At 42.5% G+C, this 16,952-nt stretch carries 15 protein-coding genes; 10 read left to right on the top strand and 5 right to left on the bottom strand.

The window, feature by feature from the left end; all coding sequences use genetic code 11:
• Positions 1–200: 200 nt before the first annotated feature.
• The 6 genes from JMW64_RS07470 (at position 201) to JMW64_RS07495 (ending at position 7,197) form a co-directional block, all read left to right on the top strand.
• The gene (locus JMW64_RS07470) at positions 201–878 is read left to right on the top strand and encodes a tetratricopeptide repeat protein (RefSeq protein WP_201553854.1); all 678 of its coding nucleotides are present in this window, start codon (positions 201–203) and stop codon (positions 876–878) included.
• A gap of 13 nt (positions 879–891) precedes the next feature.
• Complete coding sequence (prpF, locus tag JMW64_RS07475; protein WP_201553855.1) at positions 892–2,136, top strand: 2-methylaconitate cis-trans isomerase PrpF; 1,245 nt, start codon at positions 892–894, stop codon at positions 2,134–2,136.
• An 18-nt stretch (positions 2,137–2,154) separates the two neighbouring features.
• Positions 2,155–2,934 (top strand): DUF4145 domain-containing protein, encoded by a 780-nt coding sequence (locus tag JMW64_RS07480; RefSeq protein ID WP_201501288.1) that lies wholly within the window; start codon positions 2,155–2,157, stop codon positions 2,932–2,934.
• A gap of 22 nt (positions 2,935–2,956) precedes the next feature.
• Positions 2,957–4,810 (top strand): ABC transporter ATP-binding protein, encoded by a 1,854-nt coding sequence (locus JMW64_RS07485; RefSeq protein ID WP_227694118.1) that lies wholly within the window; start codon positions 2,957–2,959, stop codon positions 4,808–4,810.
• Between the two features lie 71 nt (positions 4,811–4,881).
• Positions 4,882–5,508 carry a GNAT family N-acetyltransferase gene (locus tag JMW64_RS07490; RefSeq protein WP_201553856.1) on the top strand — a complete coding sequence of 209 codons (627 nt, stop codon included), beginning with the start codon at positions 4,882–4,884 and terminating at the stop codon, positions 5,506–5,508.
• A gap of 144 nt (positions 5,509–5,652) precedes the next feature.
• Positions 5,653–7,197, top strand: a complete 1,545-nt coding sequence (locus JMW64_RS07495) for a bifunctional 2-methylcitrate dehydratase/aconitate hydratase (protein WP_201553857.1) — start codon at positions 5,653–5,655, stop codon at positions 7,195–7,197.
• A 133-nt stretch (positions 7,198–7,330) separates the two neighbouring features.
• On the opposite strand, the gene JMW64_RS07500 is transcribed toward JMW64_RS07495, so the two are convergent.
• On the bottom strand, positions 7,331–8,122 hold the full coding sequence (locus JMW64_RS07500; RefSeq protein ID WP_201553858.1) for an SDR family oxidoreductase: 792 nt from the start codon (positions 8,120–8,122) through the stop codon (positions 7,331–7,333).
• Positions 8,123–8,362: 240 nt separating this feature from the next.
• On the opposite strand from JMW64_RS07500, the gene JMW64_RS07505 reads away from it, so the two are divergent.
• Positions 8,363–9,727: a DUF2868 domain-containing protein gene (locus JMW64_RS07505; protein ID WP_201553859.1), complete on the top strand. Its 1,365-nt coding sequence runs from the start codon at positions 8,363–8,365 to the stop codon at positions 9,725–9,727.
• A 130-nt stretch (positions 9,728–9,857) separates the two neighbouring features.
• Positions 9,858–11,495 carry a DUF3482 domain-containing protein gene (locus JMW64_RS07510; RefSeq protein WP_201553860.1) on the top strand — a complete coding sequence of 546 codons (1,638 nt, stop codon included), beginning with the start codon at positions 9,858–9,860 and terminating at the stop codon, positions 11,493–11,495.
• Positions 11,496–11,536: 41 nt separating this feature from the next.
• Here the strand turns inward: JMW64_RS07510 and JMW64_RS07515 are convergent, their stop codons facing one another.
• From JMW64_RS07515 to JMW64_RS07525, 3 genes are all read right to left on the bottom strand, one after another.
• Complete coding sequence (locus JMW64_RS07515; protein ID WP_201553861.1) at positions 11,537–12,562, bottom strand: ArsA family ATPase; 1,026 nt, start codon at positions 12,560–12,562, stop codon at positions 11,537–11,539.
• A 33-nt stretch (positions 12,563–12,595) separates the two neighbouring features.
• Positions 12,596–12,874, bottom strand: a complete 279-nt coding sequence (locus JMW64_RS07520; RefSeq protein ID WP_406947489.1) for a cory-CC-star protein — start codon at positions 12,872–12,874, stop codon at positions 12,596–12,598.
• A 138-nt stretch (positions 12,875–13,012) separates the two neighbouring features.
• Entirely contained in the window at positions 13,013–14,692 is a 1,680-nt protein-coding gene (locus JMW64_RS07525; protein WP_201553863.1) for a carbon starvation CstA family protein, read from the bottom strand.
• Positions 14,693–14,997: 305 nt separating this feature from the next.
• Between JMW64_RS07525 and JMW64_RS07530 the strand changes: the two genes are divergently transcribed.
• Positions 14,998–15,666 (top strand): hypothetical protein, encoded by a 669-nt coding sequence (locus JMW64_RS07530; RefSeq protein WP_201553864.1) that lies wholly within the window; start codon positions 14,998–15,000, stop codon positions 15,664–15,666.
• Between the two features lie 102 nt (positions 15,667–15,768).
• Positions 15,769–16,332 (top strand): hypoxanthine-guanine phosphoribosyltransferase, encoded by a 564-nt coding sequence (locus JMW64_RS07535; RefSeq protein WP_045447249.1) that lies wholly within the window; start codon positions 15,769–15,771, stop codon positions 16,330–16,332.
• A 79-nt stretch (positions 16,333–16,411) separates the two neighbouring features.
• Here JMW64_RS07535 and JMW64_RS07540 read toward each other — a convergent pair whose 3' ends face one another.
• Complete coding sequence (locus tag JMW64_RS07540; RefSeq protein ID WP_201553865.1) at positions 16,412–16,930, bottom strand: MepB family protein; 519 nt, start codon at positions 16,928–16,930, stop codon at positions 16,412–16,414.
• Between the last annotated feature and the right edge of the window lie 22 nt (positions 16,931–16,952).

Below are 16,952 nucleotides of genomic sequence, written 5' to 3' on the forward strand. Positions count from 1 at the left end.
TGACAAAAGCCAATGTTATATTTATATGGCATTGGCTTTTTTAGTAGTCTCACAATAGATTCTGATACTCCTTAGTCTTATTAGGCTTCTATCCATTAAATACATTGCTTATAGTACTTTATTTAAATGAATTTTCTTAAAAAAATAAACATTTGTTTTTCTATTTAGTATAATTGTCATTTTTTATCATAAGAAGTGGCATGAAAAACATCAATAGAATTTTTATTATTTTGATTTCTGTATTGAATCTTAGCGGTTGTAGTAGTCTCACTGATTTATCAATAGTAGACGTCTCTATTTCCATTGTCGTTATTGCTATTATTATTGGTTGTTGGGTTTCTAATGTACGTACCGGCCGCGATATACAAGAATCCGTTGATAGTATTATACAAATTCGACGGGAACAACTTGAAATGGCTAAGTCCGATTTGAGACCTGGCATTGATGAAGGCGACCCAGTTTCGCAGTATCTCTTGGCGCTTAAATTTCATACTGGTGATGGTGTCGGTCAAGACTTAGTAGCAGCGTGTTACTGGTACAGTTTGTCCGCTGAAAGTGGATTTATTCATGCCGTGACAACTTTAGCCCTTATGTATATAAAAGGATGGGGTACCAAGCAAGATTTGACTAAAGCTGCTAAGCTTTTGTCTATTGCCTCAAAAGAAGGCGATCTGCAGGCACAGAACTTTTTAGCAGCAGCCTATTTAAACGGATGGGGTGTTCGAAAAAATGAAGAAAAAGCACGTTATTGGCTGCAACAAGCAGCTGCACAAAGCTCTGAAGAAACCAGTGAGTCTTTAAATATGTTGTCGCCGCAATCTATTGAATCATTAACAATGGTCATTCAAAACGGTGATGAATATATCGTACTAAAATAATAGGAATAAAAAAATGACCCGACCAAACCCTGCTTTTGCCCCACAACTATCTGTCCCCGCCACCTATATGCGTGGCGGCACCTCAAAAGGTACATTCTTTAAACTATCTGATTTACCACAGCGTTGCCAAGTCGCTGGCAAGTCGCGTGATAGTTTCTTATTGCGTGTCATCGGTAGCCCTGATCCTTATGGTAAGCAAATCGACGGCTTAGGCAATGGCAGCTCTAGCACCTCAAAAACAGTCATCTTATCTAAGTCTTCTAGATCAGACCACGATGTGAACTACTTGTTTGGACAGGTCAATATCGCCAAACCAATTATTGATTGGGCGGGAAATTGTGGTAATTTAACCGCTGCGGTAGGTGCTTGTGCCATCAATATGGGCTTAGTCGATACTGATAAGATCGCAAATAGTGCGAATACTGGCATTTGCGAAGTACGTATTTGGCAAGAAAATATCGGTAAAACCATTATCGCCTACGTGCCTGTATACAAAGATGAAAATGGTAACGTACAAGTACAAGAAACTGGCGATTTTGAATTAGACGGTGTGACCTTCCCTGCTGCTGAAGTCAAAATCGAATTTATTGATCCCGTTGATTCATCAAGCGATATGTTCCCCACTGGCAACTTGGTCGATGACTTTGATGTATCTGGCTGTGGCTTGGCTAGCGATAGTGTTAAAGCAACTTTTATTAGTGCTGGTATCCCAACCATCTTTATGAAAGCAGAAGATTTGGGCTTTACCGGTACTGAGCTACAAGGCGACATCAATAGTAATAGCGAGCTACTTGCCAAGCTTGAGAAAATCCGTGCCAAAGGCGGCGTTGCGATGGGGCTGTTTAAAGACGTCAGTGAAGCGCAAACCAGTCAACATATTCCTAAAATCGCTTGGGTTGGCACAGCACAGAGCTATACCGCCTCTAGTGGTAAATCTGTTAATGCTGATGAGATTAATTTAGTCGTACGCGCCATGAGTATGGGGCAACTGCATCACGCCATGATGGGCACAGCAGCGGTTGCAATAGCAGCGGCAGCAACGACACAGGGTACATTGGTCAATGAAGCGGCAGGTGGCGGTCAATCTAAAAATCAACTTAGTGAAGTGCGCTTTGGTCATCCATCAGGAACGTTATTAGTAGGCGGAAAAACTGAGCAAGTCGATGGACGCTGGCAGGCTAAAAAAGTATCAATGAGCCGCTCGGCAAGACGTATCATGGTTGGTGAAGTCTTTGTACCAGCAGATGCTTTTAACTAATAATTAAGGTATCAAGGAATGAATAGAGATCTATATAAGCGGCGATTTACCGTAGATGACCCACCTGATTATATTTGCCCTAAGTGTAATATTGGACTTTTACGAATTAAAGAAAATAGCTTTGAAGAATTTGAAGAACTTGATGCAAAAGAAATGCAGAATAAACATGAGCTTGATCAAGACTTGATTGATTATATTTTTCACTGCATTTTTGAATGTAATAACCATAAATGTGCTAGTAAAGTTGTATGTACAGGACGCGGAAACGTGGATTTTGATATAGACGTCGATGAGTTTGGTAGTCAATCACAATATTGGTATAGCGACTATCGACCATTATTTTTCCATCCAAATCTCAAGTTAATCACTATCCCAGAAGATACACCTGCTGATATCGAAAAACTACTCAATCAGTCATTCGAACTATTCTTTACCTCTCCTTCTGCAGCAGCCAACTTAATAAGAATATCTATCGAAGAAGTTCTTACCGATCAAGGTGTAGACCTGTATTCTAAAAAAGATGACAGTAAAAAAATGTCTCTACATAGTAGGATTAAAGAACATCTACCAGATAAATATCAAACTATAAAAGAGCATCTTGAAGCTGTGAAATGGTTAGGTAACGCTGGCAGTCATTCAGATAATGAATTAAGTTTGAACGATACTATGGATGCTTATGAACTGGTTGAGTACATTCTCTTGCAAGTGTATGCGCCTCCTACTGATAATTTAAATACATTGGCACAAGATATCAATCAATCTAGAGGCCCAATAAAAAACAGACGTCTTAGTAATTAATGTAACTTTGTAATAAGGTATTATGCCAACTATTCCTACACTCAACAAACCTCCGCTAGAGAAGAAGCCGCCACTCAAAAAAACGGAGCGGCGCGCTTTGTTATGGGATATCCTCAAAAAGCTTGCCGTTTTTGCCGCGCCATATAAAGTATTAATTATTGCCACTTTGATATTGACCGTGCTGGGTTCGTTTACCGCTCAGGTCAATGCCTTTGTGCTGCGCTATGCCGTTGATACTTTGACCGAAATTTCCACGCTTGCCGAGCCATGGCAGGCAGGCTTGCGTATGCTCGGCATCATTAGTGCGGTACTCTTAACCAAAGAGATCTTGTCGATATTCATCTCGTTTGGGCAACGCTTCTTTGGCGAAAAGATTCGTATCAATCTATCACGTGATTTATCACAAAAAATCATTGAGCGCATCCTCACCTATCGGATGGCATTTTATACCAGTAGCGAAAACGACAGCGGCAAGTTGCAAACGCGTATCGACTATGGTGTCAGTAGCTTAACCAGTTTAGTGCAAAACTTCTTTATCGATATGTTACCGCTATTTGCCAGCGCGATCGTCTCACTCATCATTATGTTTTCGACCAATTTTTGGATAGGCTTGGTCGGTCTTATTATCATCCCGATATATTTCTTCATCAGTCAAAAACAAGCGCGGCGTCTACAAGGATTCCGTCGGCAGATGCGTGGCTATCGAGAAGCCAAAAGTGGCTTGGTTATCTCCTTGATCAACTCCATCAGCGTGGTGAAATCCTTTGTTCGTGAGTCGATAGAAGCAGAAAAACATTTAACCATTCAAAAAGACATGACTGACAATCAGCTGCGTATTCGCAGTATTGGTTTTATTTATGATGCGATAAAGACCTTTATTGAGCAAATTGGTGTAGTCGTTATTATTCTGCTGACGTCCTACTTTGTATTAAAAGGCGAGATGACCATTGGTATGATTTTATTCCATGTCATGCTATTCCAAAACGTCGCCGCCCCTATCCGCCAATTGCATCGTATTTATGATCAGATTAATAATGCCCTGACTTACGCTGAAGGCTTCTTTGATATATTAGAAGATGAAAGCCAAGTTGAAGATATCACGGGCAGAAGTAGTGAAAATTTAAAAGGTCATATTGAGCTGAAAAACGTCGATTTCACATATCCGAATGGCACGCAAGCGCTAAAAGATGTCAGCTTTACTATCAAGCCCAATCGTATTACTGCGCTGGTGGGTTTGAGCGGTGCTGGCAAGAGTACGATTATCAGCTTATTGGTAAAGTTTTATGCGCCAGATAGCGGTACCATATGGCTAGACGGACATAATTTAGCCGACTGCGATACTCATGAATTGCGTCAAAATATTGGCTTGGTACTACAAAGTAATCATATATTTTCCGGTACGATTAGCGAAAATATTCGCTATGGTGATATGAATGCGACAGAGGAAGATATTATCATTGCAGCAAAAAAAGCCTCCATTCATGAGCAAATTATTAATTTAGCAAAAGGCTATGAGAGTACAGCAAAGTCATTGTCTGGTGGTCAACAGCAGCGTATCGCGCTGGCACGGATGTTTTTAAAAGATCCGCCTATTGTGTTTTTGGATGAGCCAACCGCTAGCCTCGATGCCATCGCCAGCCAACAAGTGAAGAAGAGCCTAGATCTCATCAAAAAAGATCGTACCGTGATTATGGTTTCGCATAATATTGCCCAAATTATCGATGCGGATGACTTGGTCGTGATAGAAGATGGTCGCGTGGTTGAAACCGGTACGCATGAAGCGCTATATGAGAAACACGGCAAGTATTTTGAGATATTCAATGCCATGTCGGATAGCTTAAATTTGGATAAAATCAGCCAGACTCTAAAGGGTTAGGAATGGTTAATGTGTGCCTAAATCGTTATAATGCCAATCTTTTACCGCCTATTTCCAGAAGCTAGCCCACTATGACTTGTGAATTTTCTATCAAAACCTTTGATGAGCTGACCTCAGTTGATCTCTATCATATTTTAAAAGCCCGATCACAAGTGTTTGTGGTTGAGCAAAACTGCGCTTATCAAGATATGGATGAGATGGACTTTGACTGCCTACATCTTATCGCGCATCAAAACGAGGCGTTGGTAGGCTACTGCCGTATCATTCCGCCTGAATTTAATAAATTAAAATCCAATCTATCGGTCGCCGACCCTACGATTAAGACCAATCATACTGCTATGCCTGCCATCGGTAGAGTGCTGGTATTATCAGAGCACAGAGGTGAGGGTATCGCACGGCAGATGATGATTCATGCCATTGCGCACTGCCGTAAAAAATATGGTAAGAAGCGCCCGATTATACTCTCTGCACAAGCCTATTTACTTAGCTTCTATGAGTCCTTGGGGTTTGTACCTGAAGGCGATCATTATCTCGAAGATAACATAGAGCATGTAAAAATGGTTCTATACGTTGCCAAGAAAAACAAAGTACAAAAAGAGCGTACTGAGTCTGCCTCCACAACGAACAAAGTATTAAGTTTTCTGCTGTTTATCATGGCGGCTTTATTTGTGTTAGGTCTGCTATATTTGATGATTTAAGCGCGCCGCAAGGTTTTAATTTTTAACATAATTCAGTTTGGTTGTTTCATATTGAGTATGCTACTTTTAAATGATGGCTAATTTAAAAAGATGACCGAGATAATGGGTCAAGGAAGTAGCACACTCAAGGAAGAGGAGACCACCATGTCAAATGATAATTCAGATACAACAAATTCAAATAAAAATGATGCAACGGTAGAAAGCAATGTCCGTCCAGAATATGACATTGAGATTCAAAAGATTGCTGATTATGTGCTTAATTATTCGATAGATAAAGACTCCCCCAATAGCGCAGATGCTTGGAATACCGCACGTCATTGCTTGATGGATACGCTTGGCTGCGGTCTGCTTGCGCTACGTTTCCCTGAATGTACTAAGCATTTGGGTCCTGATTGTGCCGATCAGCTTACACCTAATGGTGCGCGCGTTCCGGGTACAGCCCACAGACTAGATCCTATCAAAGCCGCCTTTGATATCGGCTGTATGGTGCGCTGGCTCGATTATAATGACACGTGGCTGGCTGCTGAATGGGGGCACCCTTCGGACAATTTAGGCGGTATCCTAGCAGTCGCCGATTATATCAGCCAACAAAGTGTCAGTCGCAATCATCCGCCATTAACCATGCGTGAGATACTCGAGGCTATGATTATGGCACATGAGATTCAGGGTGTAATTGCACTGGAAAACTCATTCAACCGTGTGGGTCTTGATCATGTGTTTTTAGTTAAATTGGCCTCTACTGCTGTGGTCGCCAAGCTCTATAAATTGCCACGTGAGCGTATCATGGCTGCCATCTCGCAGGCGATCGTCGATGGTCAGGCGTTGCGTACCTATCGTCATGCACCCAATGCCGGTAGCCGTAAATCTTGGGCGGCAGGCGACGCTACCAGTCGCGCGGTACGCTTGGTTGATATTACCCGTCGCGGTGAAATGGGTATTCCTGGGGCACTCTCTGCATCGCAGTGGGGGTTTTATGATGTATTGTTTAGCCATACCAATAAAGACTTAGCCCTTAAACCTGCAAACGAGCGCCGTTTTACTTTCCAGCGTGAGTTTGGCAGTTACGTAATGGAAAATATCTTATTTAAGTTAAGCTTTCCTGCCGAGTTTCATGCGCAGACTGCTTGTGAGGCGGCTGTGATTTTACATCCACGTATTGATGACAGAATCGACGATATTGAAAAAATTGTCCTGACCACTCATGAATCCGCGATTAGAATTATCTCTAAAGAAGGCACATTGGCCAACCCTGCGGATCGCGATCATTGTTTGCAATATATGGTCGCGGTGCCTCTACTAACTGGCGATTTAATGGCAGAAAATTATGAAGACGATTATCATGCACAGCACCATCTTTTAATTGATGGTCTACGCCGCAAGATGATTGTAGAAGAAGATGCGGGTTATTCAAAAGATTATCATGACCCAAGTAAGCGCTCGATTGCCAATGCCATTCAGATATTCTTTAAAGATGGTAGCAGTACCGACAAGGTTGCCGTCGAATACCCAATCGGACATAAACGTCGCCGTACTGAGGGCTTGCCGATATTAGAAGCCAAGTTTCGTGCCAGTTTGGCGACGCGATTTATCGACAGTCGCTGTCAGGATATTTTTGCCCTTTGTAGCGATCAAACCCGCTTAGAGCACACACCTGTACATGAGTTTATGGACTTGTTTATGGCGAACTAAGCATTTTCCTATCTAAGAATCACCCTTATATTATCAATAAAACAGGACGTGTCATTGTCATCATATTAACGACAACGACACGCCCTGTTTTTATCTATTGAATTGGCTTTATGAATCTTTTAATCGTTTAGAGCTACCAAGGTATGGATTCCCCTGCCCAGTCAACAAAGCTTCCTGATTGCGCAGCTGTCATACGGTTAAGTACTTCTAATAAGCATTCCGCACTGTAGGCTGGCGAGAACAACTGACCTTCGGCCACATTACCTTGAAAAGGGGCTGATAGTTGCGTATTTACCGTTCCTGGCTGCAGGACAACCACGCACACGTCTTTGAGCGAGCGACTCCATTCAATACTCAGGTTTTTCATGCCCATATTGAGTGCCGCTTTACTCATACGATAGCTATACCATCCGCCCAGTTGGTTGTCACTGATACTGCCAACGCGCGCGGATATCGTTGCAAAGATTGCGGGCTTGTCATTACTACGCGCAGATTTGGCTAATAGTGGTCTAAAATGTTTGGCAATAAGCAAGCTGGCTAAGGCATTCACTTGCATATTTTGTAAAAAGAAATCAGTCTCAACCTGACGCAGCGCTTTTTCTGGCTGCTGCGTCGCCGTATGTAATAACCCTGCACAATTGATAATCCAATCAATATGAGTGGTTTGCTGCTGAATAACCTCGGCTGCTTGTTGGATACTCTGTTCGTCGCAGAGGTTCATGGGTAACCAATGCAGATTGTCAGCCTCAAAATCAGGTACATTGCGATGATAAGTCGCAAAAACATGAATACCTTGTTTTCCACCATTATCGGTATTCGCATTCTCATCCTTATTGCCACTGGCAGTGCCATCTACTAATTGCTCAATCATCGCTCTACCAATGCCGCCTGTACCACCAACGATTAGATACGTTCTGTTATTCATGATGATTCCTTTTCTGGATTTTCTTTAACAGCGTTTTTTCACCCTCTGTTTTTTTACACTATTGTCATTATCATTTCGTTCATTATTCATTTTGGCTGATTTTTATTGTCTTTACCATGATAAAAATGCTTAATAAATGTTCATTTTTTAACATTTGGCGAAGGCGTGTCCTCATATATACGCTACAATAATCAAGAATTATCTCCTACATAAACGCCTTTATATGGATGTTATCGCATTATGCTATCACCCCAAGATCAATTGACTGAGTTGGTACGCACGCTTGAGACGCAGCAACATGTCTTTGCCACTGACCCGCTACTTATCACGGAAAAACTACAAGGTGAGGATGGCAAACCCATTCAAAAATTGCACCGCCGAGCCTCACGTATCGATAGTAACGGTGCGCTGGCACGAGTATTGGGCAAAATTGACGGGCGTATCAAAGGCATCATGGTAGTCATGAGCGTGGTGTGGTGTCTCTCGGGATTTTTGGGCTTATTCACCTTACTACAGACCAATGTGGTGAATTTCTTTTATGTATTGGTTTGCTTGCTGGGTTTTCATACCATTATGCTGTTAGGCTGGCTGGTGATGACCCTGATTAATCAAGGCAAGCAGTCTTCGAATTGGTTTGCCAATTTTGTCAGTCCCAGTTATCTGATACGTGGTAAAGACGATGTTACCAAGGCGGCAGTCGACTTGTACGAGCGCCAATTACAGCATAGCGGGATGCGCTGGTATTTGGGGCGATTTAGTCATCAGTTATGGCTGGCAACGTTGACGGGCATGCTGCTGGCGATTATTTTTCTGTTGATTGTGCGTCAGTATAGCTTTAGCTGGGAGTCGACTTTACTATCCGATCAAGCGCTAATTACTTTAACACAGGTACTTGGCTGGTTACCAAGTATGGTGGGATTCGATGTGCCAGATAGCACCGCTATCGTACAAAGTCGCTTGGTGACTGATGCGATGCCATTGACTGTTGCGCGGCAATGGGCAGGCTTATTGGTTGGTAGTTTGCTGATGTACGGTATTGTACCAAGAGCGATTGCTTGGGCGTTTTGCGCATTGATGTTCCGTCGTAAAAAGATGCGGTTGGACATCAAGCAGCCCTATTATCAAAAGATTTTAAACTTTTGGCAACGTCAGGTGGTAGATGCTGATGACTTTAATGAAGTGCCCGTTCCTATTGCGCCAAAAGCAGCCGTCAGCGCTGGCAAGAAGCTGGTTGCTTTGCTTGAGTATCCAGCAGAGCAGGATAACTGGTGGCTTGCAGGTCTGGATGCCAATATTAATAATAGCGAGATAGAGAATTTCGGTATCGTTGATGATCGTGACGATATGGCACGTTTGAAGACGTATTTAGACAGTCACCCAGTGCAGGTCTTACTTGGTATTCATCATAAAGCCTTACCTGACCGTGGCACGCTACGCAAACTTGATCAAATCGCTGCTCACGCCAAAGATGGACTCATCGTGCAGCTGCTGAGTGATGCAAGCGCTTTAGACTTAACCAAGCAGGTTGCAGACAATCAAGATGTTCGTTATCAGCAGTGGCAAACCGCACTCTCTGCCCGCAACATTGGTCTAGTGAATAATTGATTGACTAGCCAAACTGGGATTATCAGTTACTTAAGACAAATGGTTAGTATTAATACCGAAATAGCACACAATTTGTTCTACAATAAAAGCCACTGTATGTTTTGGTCATTAATAAATATAAGACGATATTATGAATAATGATAATAAAAAAGAGAGTTATGAACACAATAAGCCTGCTGGTCTCTTTGCAGATAAGGCTTATGAGGCAACCTCTAATACCGCAAACAGCACTTTAAAATCAGCTGTAACTGAGTCAGTGGAAACTCAAGACAATCAACCTTTATCAACTGAACCATTAACAACAACGACAAGTATGACAAGGAAAACCATCGCCAGTGGTGAACCGCTAAAATTGGCCGTCGTTGGTCATACCAATACGGGCAAGACATCCATACTGCGTACACTATTGCGTGACGTCTATTTTGGTGAAGTCAAAAATGAAGCCGCAACTACCCGTCATGTAGAGCAAGCCAAATTAACAGACAGCCAAACGGGCGAAGTGTTGGTGGTATTGTATGACACACCGGGTTTAGAAGATGCGTCAGGATTAATGGATTGGTTAGAGGACAATACCGCCAGTCGGCGTGATGGCATTGAGCGTTTGCAGCAGTTTTTGGCAGCAGATATTGCCCAAGGTGGTGATGCCTTAAGTAGCAATGAGGACTATAGCCAAGAGGCCAAAGTGATTCGGCAGCTGCTGGCAAGTGATATGGCCATTTATGTCGTCGATGCACGTGAGCCAGTACTCGGTAAATATAAAGACGAGTTAGCTATTTTATCTTGGGCAGCGATTCCTGTTATGCCGGTATTTAATTTCACTGACGCTCAAGATGCCAATATAGATGAGTGGCAGACGATGCTGGCAAGACGTAATTTGCATATTTCTACACGCTTTGACTCCGTGGCTTTTGAATTTGAAGATGAAATGCGCTTATGGCAGAATTTAGCCACCATGCTTACCCACTCTGAGATGCTTGAGCAGTTGATGGCACGTCGTACTGAAGACTGGGCACAGCTTTATGATGAGGCTAACATTATCATTGCTGATTTTTTAATCAATGTTGCTGCTTTTGTTCGTGAGATTAGTGAAGATGATGACCCAATGCCAGTATTACAGCAAATGCAAGAGGCCGTGAGACAAAGTGAACGGGCGATGCAGAACAACTTGCTCAATTTATATAAGTTTTATGACAATGACGTAGCAGCAACCCCACTTGAGCTACAGGCCTATCAGCAAGACCCGTTCGACCCTGAGCTGCTAAAAAGTTACGGTATTCGCACCACTTCTGGCGCGGCAGCTGGCGCGTTATTAGGTCTTGGCATCGATGCTGCAGCACTTGGCACTACTTTAGGATTAGGTGCTGCCATTGGCGGTATCGCAGGTGGGCTGTTATCTAATACCAGTAGTATTGCCGATAGAATCACTGGGGTAAAACGTTTGTATATCGACCCTGCTACTCTAACCTTGCTGGCCACCCGAGCCATAGATTTACTCACGGCCCTACGTCATCGTGGTCATGCAGCAACTGATGCCACGCAATTGCTGTATAAAGGTGAGAAATCCAGTATTGAAAAGTCGTTAGATGACGAAAGCACCACTGTCACACCATGGCCAACACATAAATTGCCCAGTGAGCTCAAGAAAGCTCGTGGTAAACCGCAATGGTCATCGCTCAGTAGTGGTAAGTCTGAACAAGCGCAGCTATTACGCGCAGATATGGCATGGTCGCTTTCAAGTAAGCTGTCGTCGTATCAGGGTCAGCCATAGTGCATAAACATGTTTGAAATAATATCTCTTACTGACGGGCTTTATGATGCTGGGCTTACTAATGCACTTAAGGCAAAAGTACCACGCACATCGGTTTGCTGCAAATAAATGGGATACAGCGGATACTTGGGAAAGCTTTGCTCAATATCTTGCATTAATTGTTGTTGGCGCTCAGCTCGATGACGCCAAAACGCATCAGACTGAATTGGTGCTATCAACTGATTAATAACGATGGCGGCTGGCATGAGCTTACTGTCTTCTAAGTGCTCTATCGCCCGCTTGGTTTCAGCCAGTGGCAGTACATCAGCCGTCATCACTAATACAATGGCGGTTTGTGTACGGTCATGCAGTAGCAACCCTGCCTGACGAAACAGCTGCTTGCGTTTCTCTAGTACGGATACTGCCTGCTCCCAGCGATCATTCTTCTTTTCAGCAAACGCATTGGCTAAATCATTGTCATTTTTTTGCTGGTTTTTTTGTTCATGACTGCCTAAATGATTTGCCACTGAGCGAAGTTTTGCCTGCCGCCGCTGCTGCGCTAGCAATCCATCCGTCCATGCCCCCATCATTTCAGGCAGCACTAATAAACGCAGTGTATGTCCCGTCGGTGCGGTATCAAAAATAATATGCTCATAGCCGGCATCTGCTGCTGCAACCAAGTGCTGACACATGGATTCGAGCATCGCGGCTTCTTGTGCGCCAGGCGCTGATTTTGATAGCCGTAGATGTTCGCGAATTTTTGGCATCATGTCTGGGTTTGCATAGGAAGTAATGGTGCGTTCAACTTGGGCAAAATGTTCATCGACGATGATATCAGGGTTTAGTTCAATAGCATCTAGACAAGGAGTTACGACTGTTTTTTGATTTTTGAGCGGGACGTTTAACACATCGCCCAAGCTGTGTGCTGGATCGGTCGAGACAATCAGTGTCTTTTTGCCTTGATTGGCATAATAGCTGGCAAGTGCGGCGGCAGTAGTGGTTTTACCGACACCGCCCTTGCCACCGATAAATATAATCGGCTGCTTTGCCAGTTGCTCTACCAATGCGGGTAAAGGGTGTAATGCCATACTTATCTCTCATTTTAATTAATTCAAAGGAAACTAGCAGCAACCTACGTGGTCAAAAGGGCATCTATCCATACCCATTCTGGTATGCCATTCATGGAAGTTTTCTAAAAACAAAGGCTGCAACTCTAATGTATAAAAGCTTGCCGGATTGTCGATACCCAAGCTTTCCGCAAACATGAGTAGCATGAAAAAATCTTCTTCATCACGTGCGGCGCGTGCCATCGTCTGACGATAAGGCGCATGATAAAACTCATTTAGACCAGCGGAAAACCGTTGCCACCATGGTTCAATATTTTTTATGGGGTTTGTCATATTTGTCGTTTCCATGAAGACTTTTATTTTGCGTATGCTTATTAACTATCATGCCTATATGAGACAAAAAACGCCAGCAATTGCTGCTAGCGTTTTTATCGTATTTCAGTAAGTATCTAACTAGTTATTCAACATGGCTTAGAGATTGCTTTTGCCTCTGTGTATCGACCACTCTTTTCGGAGTACCGATAGACTCTCAAACGTCACTAAAATCGTAGCTATTAAGATAATGACATCCATAATAATAAGCAGCCAATTACCATCATTGAAAAAGGTTTTTAGCTGAATCAATAACGCAAAAACCGTCATGACCAGTAAAAATGACAATGGCCCCAAGGTATACCACACAGGTCTGCCTTTACGTAACAAGATGACAGTAACAATCATCAAGGTTAATGCGGCCATTAGCTGATTCGTCGTGCCAAATAACGGCCAAATAATCATACCGCCAGCACCATCGATGCCACCAGCACCAAAGGCTAATAACAAACAGCTGCCAACGGCAAGCAATGTTGCCACCACACTTTTATTTAGAACAGGTAGTTTATAAATTTCACCAAACTCTTGGAAGATATAGCGTTGCAAACGTACCCCAGTATCCATGGTAGTACCAGCGAACAATGCTGCCATTACCGTCAGCATCGTCTGTGATAAAACCATATCAATACCGACGCCTGCATTCAGTATGGTTGCACCGCCATCAATAAAGGCACCAATAGAGCCATCGCCAAATTTTTGATAAACGGCTTGCCAATCACCAAGAGTTGCAAAGCCCGCCGTTGCCGCAAGTATCGCACCCAGTGCCAGCATCCCCTCACCCATGGCACCGAAGTAACCAACGAATCGTACATCTTCTTCTTTATCAATCTGCTTAGACGTCGTACCCGTTGCCACCAAACCATGAAAGCCTGAAATTGCACCACAAGCAATGGTGACAAACAATAAAGGCACCATAGATGGTGTACCGATTGGCAATGCCGTGTTTATCGCTGGCGCGACAATATTCGGCGTCGCAATAAAGATGGCAGCGTATAACAAAATCAGACCGACAAATAATTGTAAGCCATTGATATAATCGCGCGGCTGCAAGAGTATCCAAACCGGTAATAAAGAAGCGATTGCCGCATAGGCGAATAAAATAATAATCCAAACAGCGTTGTCAGGTAAGCCTAAGAATGTCTCAGGTAATACGACAGGGAACATAGGGCCAAGATAGATAAGCCCATATAAAGCTGTGACCCCAATGATTGATACCCAAACCAGATTCATCTTATAGCGATAAATACACTGACCGATAATAAAGGCGACTATCAAAGCCCCCCAAACAGGTAGCACAGCGGACGGGGTTTTTATCATCATATTAGCAATAGCGACACCAAATACCGCATTTACCATGAGTAATAATAGGAAGATAACGATCATCATCAAGCTACGTACACGTGTACCCATGACGGTACCGGCAATCGAACCAATCGACTGACCTCGATTGCGCATACTAGCCCAAATGGCTGACATATCGTGGACACCTGCCATAAAAATCGTGCCCAATACTACCCAAATGATAGCAGGTACCCAGCCCCAAATAACGGCAATGGCAGGACCAATAATCGGCGCCGCTCCTGCGACTGAAGTAAAATGATGTCCCCATAGCACATATTTATTGGTAGGGATATAATCCACCCCATCTTTCATAGTATGCGCTGGCGTGGGGATACTGTTATCCAATGCCAAGATTTTAGTAGCGATAAATTTTGAGTAAAACAGATAACCGCAAAGCATCGCGGCAACAGCAAACACTAGCACGATTGCACTATTCATCTTATCTCTCCTTAGACAAGTAATAGGTAGCCTTATAAGTTCAAGCTTTTTAATTTAGAATATAAAAAATATGTTAAATTAGTCGGCGACTAGTGACTTAGCGCACCTGTCCAAAGGCTGTTTATAGAAGTACTGTAGTAGTAGTAGTATCATCATCCATTAATAAGGCTTTGCATTCTATCGTTAGCACATGTCACTAGTCAGCATATGGTGAGTCTTTGACTGCAACCCATTTAGATACTAACTGATTTAACGACAAATGTAACGCTGGTTAAACATGAAAAACAACAAATAAAGGAAGCACCATGGCGCATTATTTTGGGTTTGTACCTTCAGATAAATTGAAAGCATTAATCATTGACGCTGAGCAAGTGATTGCCTCAAATGAGGGGGTGGAATACTACCCATATCGTGATGCCCTGACGCATCAAACAGCACGTGATCTAATCGACAATTTGTTGATTGGATTGGTAGATATTATTCCAAACCCTGAACGTCAAGCCTCGATGCGCAAAATTGTTGGCACAGTTGAAAAAGCAACAGATACACTACTTAACATCTTACTCGGTAAAGAGAATAATGAAGAAGTAATGCCAAGCTTTCATTTCTTGAGAGATCGGGCGACGTTTATTGATAATGAAGGTGTAAAACGAGTGGGTTTCAAATTATCTGATGCAGATGCGCAAACCATCGAAAAAGGCTTTGCTGCTATCACACCTGAGCAAGTAGATATGAAAGCATTTAAAACAGCGCTTGAAACCATGAATGAAGAGACATTGACTCATTTTATCAGCCGCTATGCTGAAACACTGAAACTTGGCATGATTAAACGCAAAGCTGTCCCAGTGGCCAAAGCCGCCATTGATAAAGGCATGAGTATGGCCTTAAATAAGTTGCTACCCGACCTACCTGATCGCTCTTTAAATCGTTTAGCAAACTATTACCGCCCTTTCATCGTAGAAAAGCCAGAATAAATGCCAGTATTTGATTAATTTTGTCTCAAAAGACAGATGGCATTGGGCAAATTCACTAAAATTTGCTAAAATAAGCGGCACTTTTTACCGAAGGCGCACCCGATGACCCAAATCAGCAACCAAGAAATTGAAAAAACTTTACGCAACTCAGAGTGCCTTATCAGTAGCATCGAAGTAGCCGCTGCTTATGAGCGCCTTGCCGCCCAACTCAACCTACATTATGCTGGTTTAAACCCAATCGTTATGGTTGTTATGAATGGTGGACTTATTCCAGCTGGTCAACTATTGACTCATTTGACGTTCTACCATCGCATGCATTATATTCATGCATCACGCTATCGTGATAATGCAGGCACCAATGAGCTAGATTGGAAATTCAAACCTGATGTTAGTATCGAAGGTGAGCATGTATTGCTGATTGACGATATTTTTGATGAAGGTATCACGCTAAAAACAGTTGTCGAAGAATTAAGCAAAGAAAAACCTTTATCACTTGAATGTTGTGTGTTGCTTAATAAAGAGCATGATCGTAAAGTTGAAGATTTTGATGTTGATTTTGTCGGTATCAATGTTGCAGATCGTTATGTCTATGGCTGTGGTATGGATTTCCATGGTTACTTGCGTCATCTGCCTGGCATCTATGCTATCAAAGAAGACAAAGTTTAAGTTCTACATTTGAGTTCAAAAAAGCATCCAATTTGGATGCTTTTTTATTACTTAGATTTTACATTTACTGTTAATTTTGCTACTCATACAATGCCCGTATTTTTTCTGTAGGCAGTATGTTTGTACCAGTCACCACGAAGAAATAATCGAGTTGCCAATGCTGTGTCTTCTTAGCGGTATTGCTGGTTGGCTTATCCCAGCTAGGATACACTCTTATACCCATCTTACCTTTTGTAAAATGAGACTGAAGAATATTATGTCTAAGCAAGACATTTTTTGGAAAAACAAACTGCCCAAATGTATGGTTGTCTTTAAATGCGGTGATTACTAACAAGTCTGGTGAAGAATCATATTGGAAAGGTTGATTAATACCTTTGGAATCTTTTTCCCAAAAGGTAACAAACTGCCCTACTTTGGTAGGTGTTTGTTTAGCTACTCTGAATCTAACTGTTTTAACAGTCAGTCTGTCCATTAATTCAAATGTACCAGCAGCATATTCTAGATTTTGTTGCTCTTCTTTAGTTGAAGCAATAATCAATTGGTTGGGCTTATAAATAATTTCATTAATATGCTCTAGCACAGTATCAAAGGTATACAACTCTAGTCCTCTTTTTATATTT

The sequence above is a fragment of the Psychrobacter immobilis genome, assembly GCF_904846065.1.
Taxonomy (GTDB): domain Bacteria; phylum Pseudomonadota; class Gammaproteobacteria; order Pseudomonadales; family Moraxellaceae; genus Psychrobacter; species Psychrobacter immobilis_H.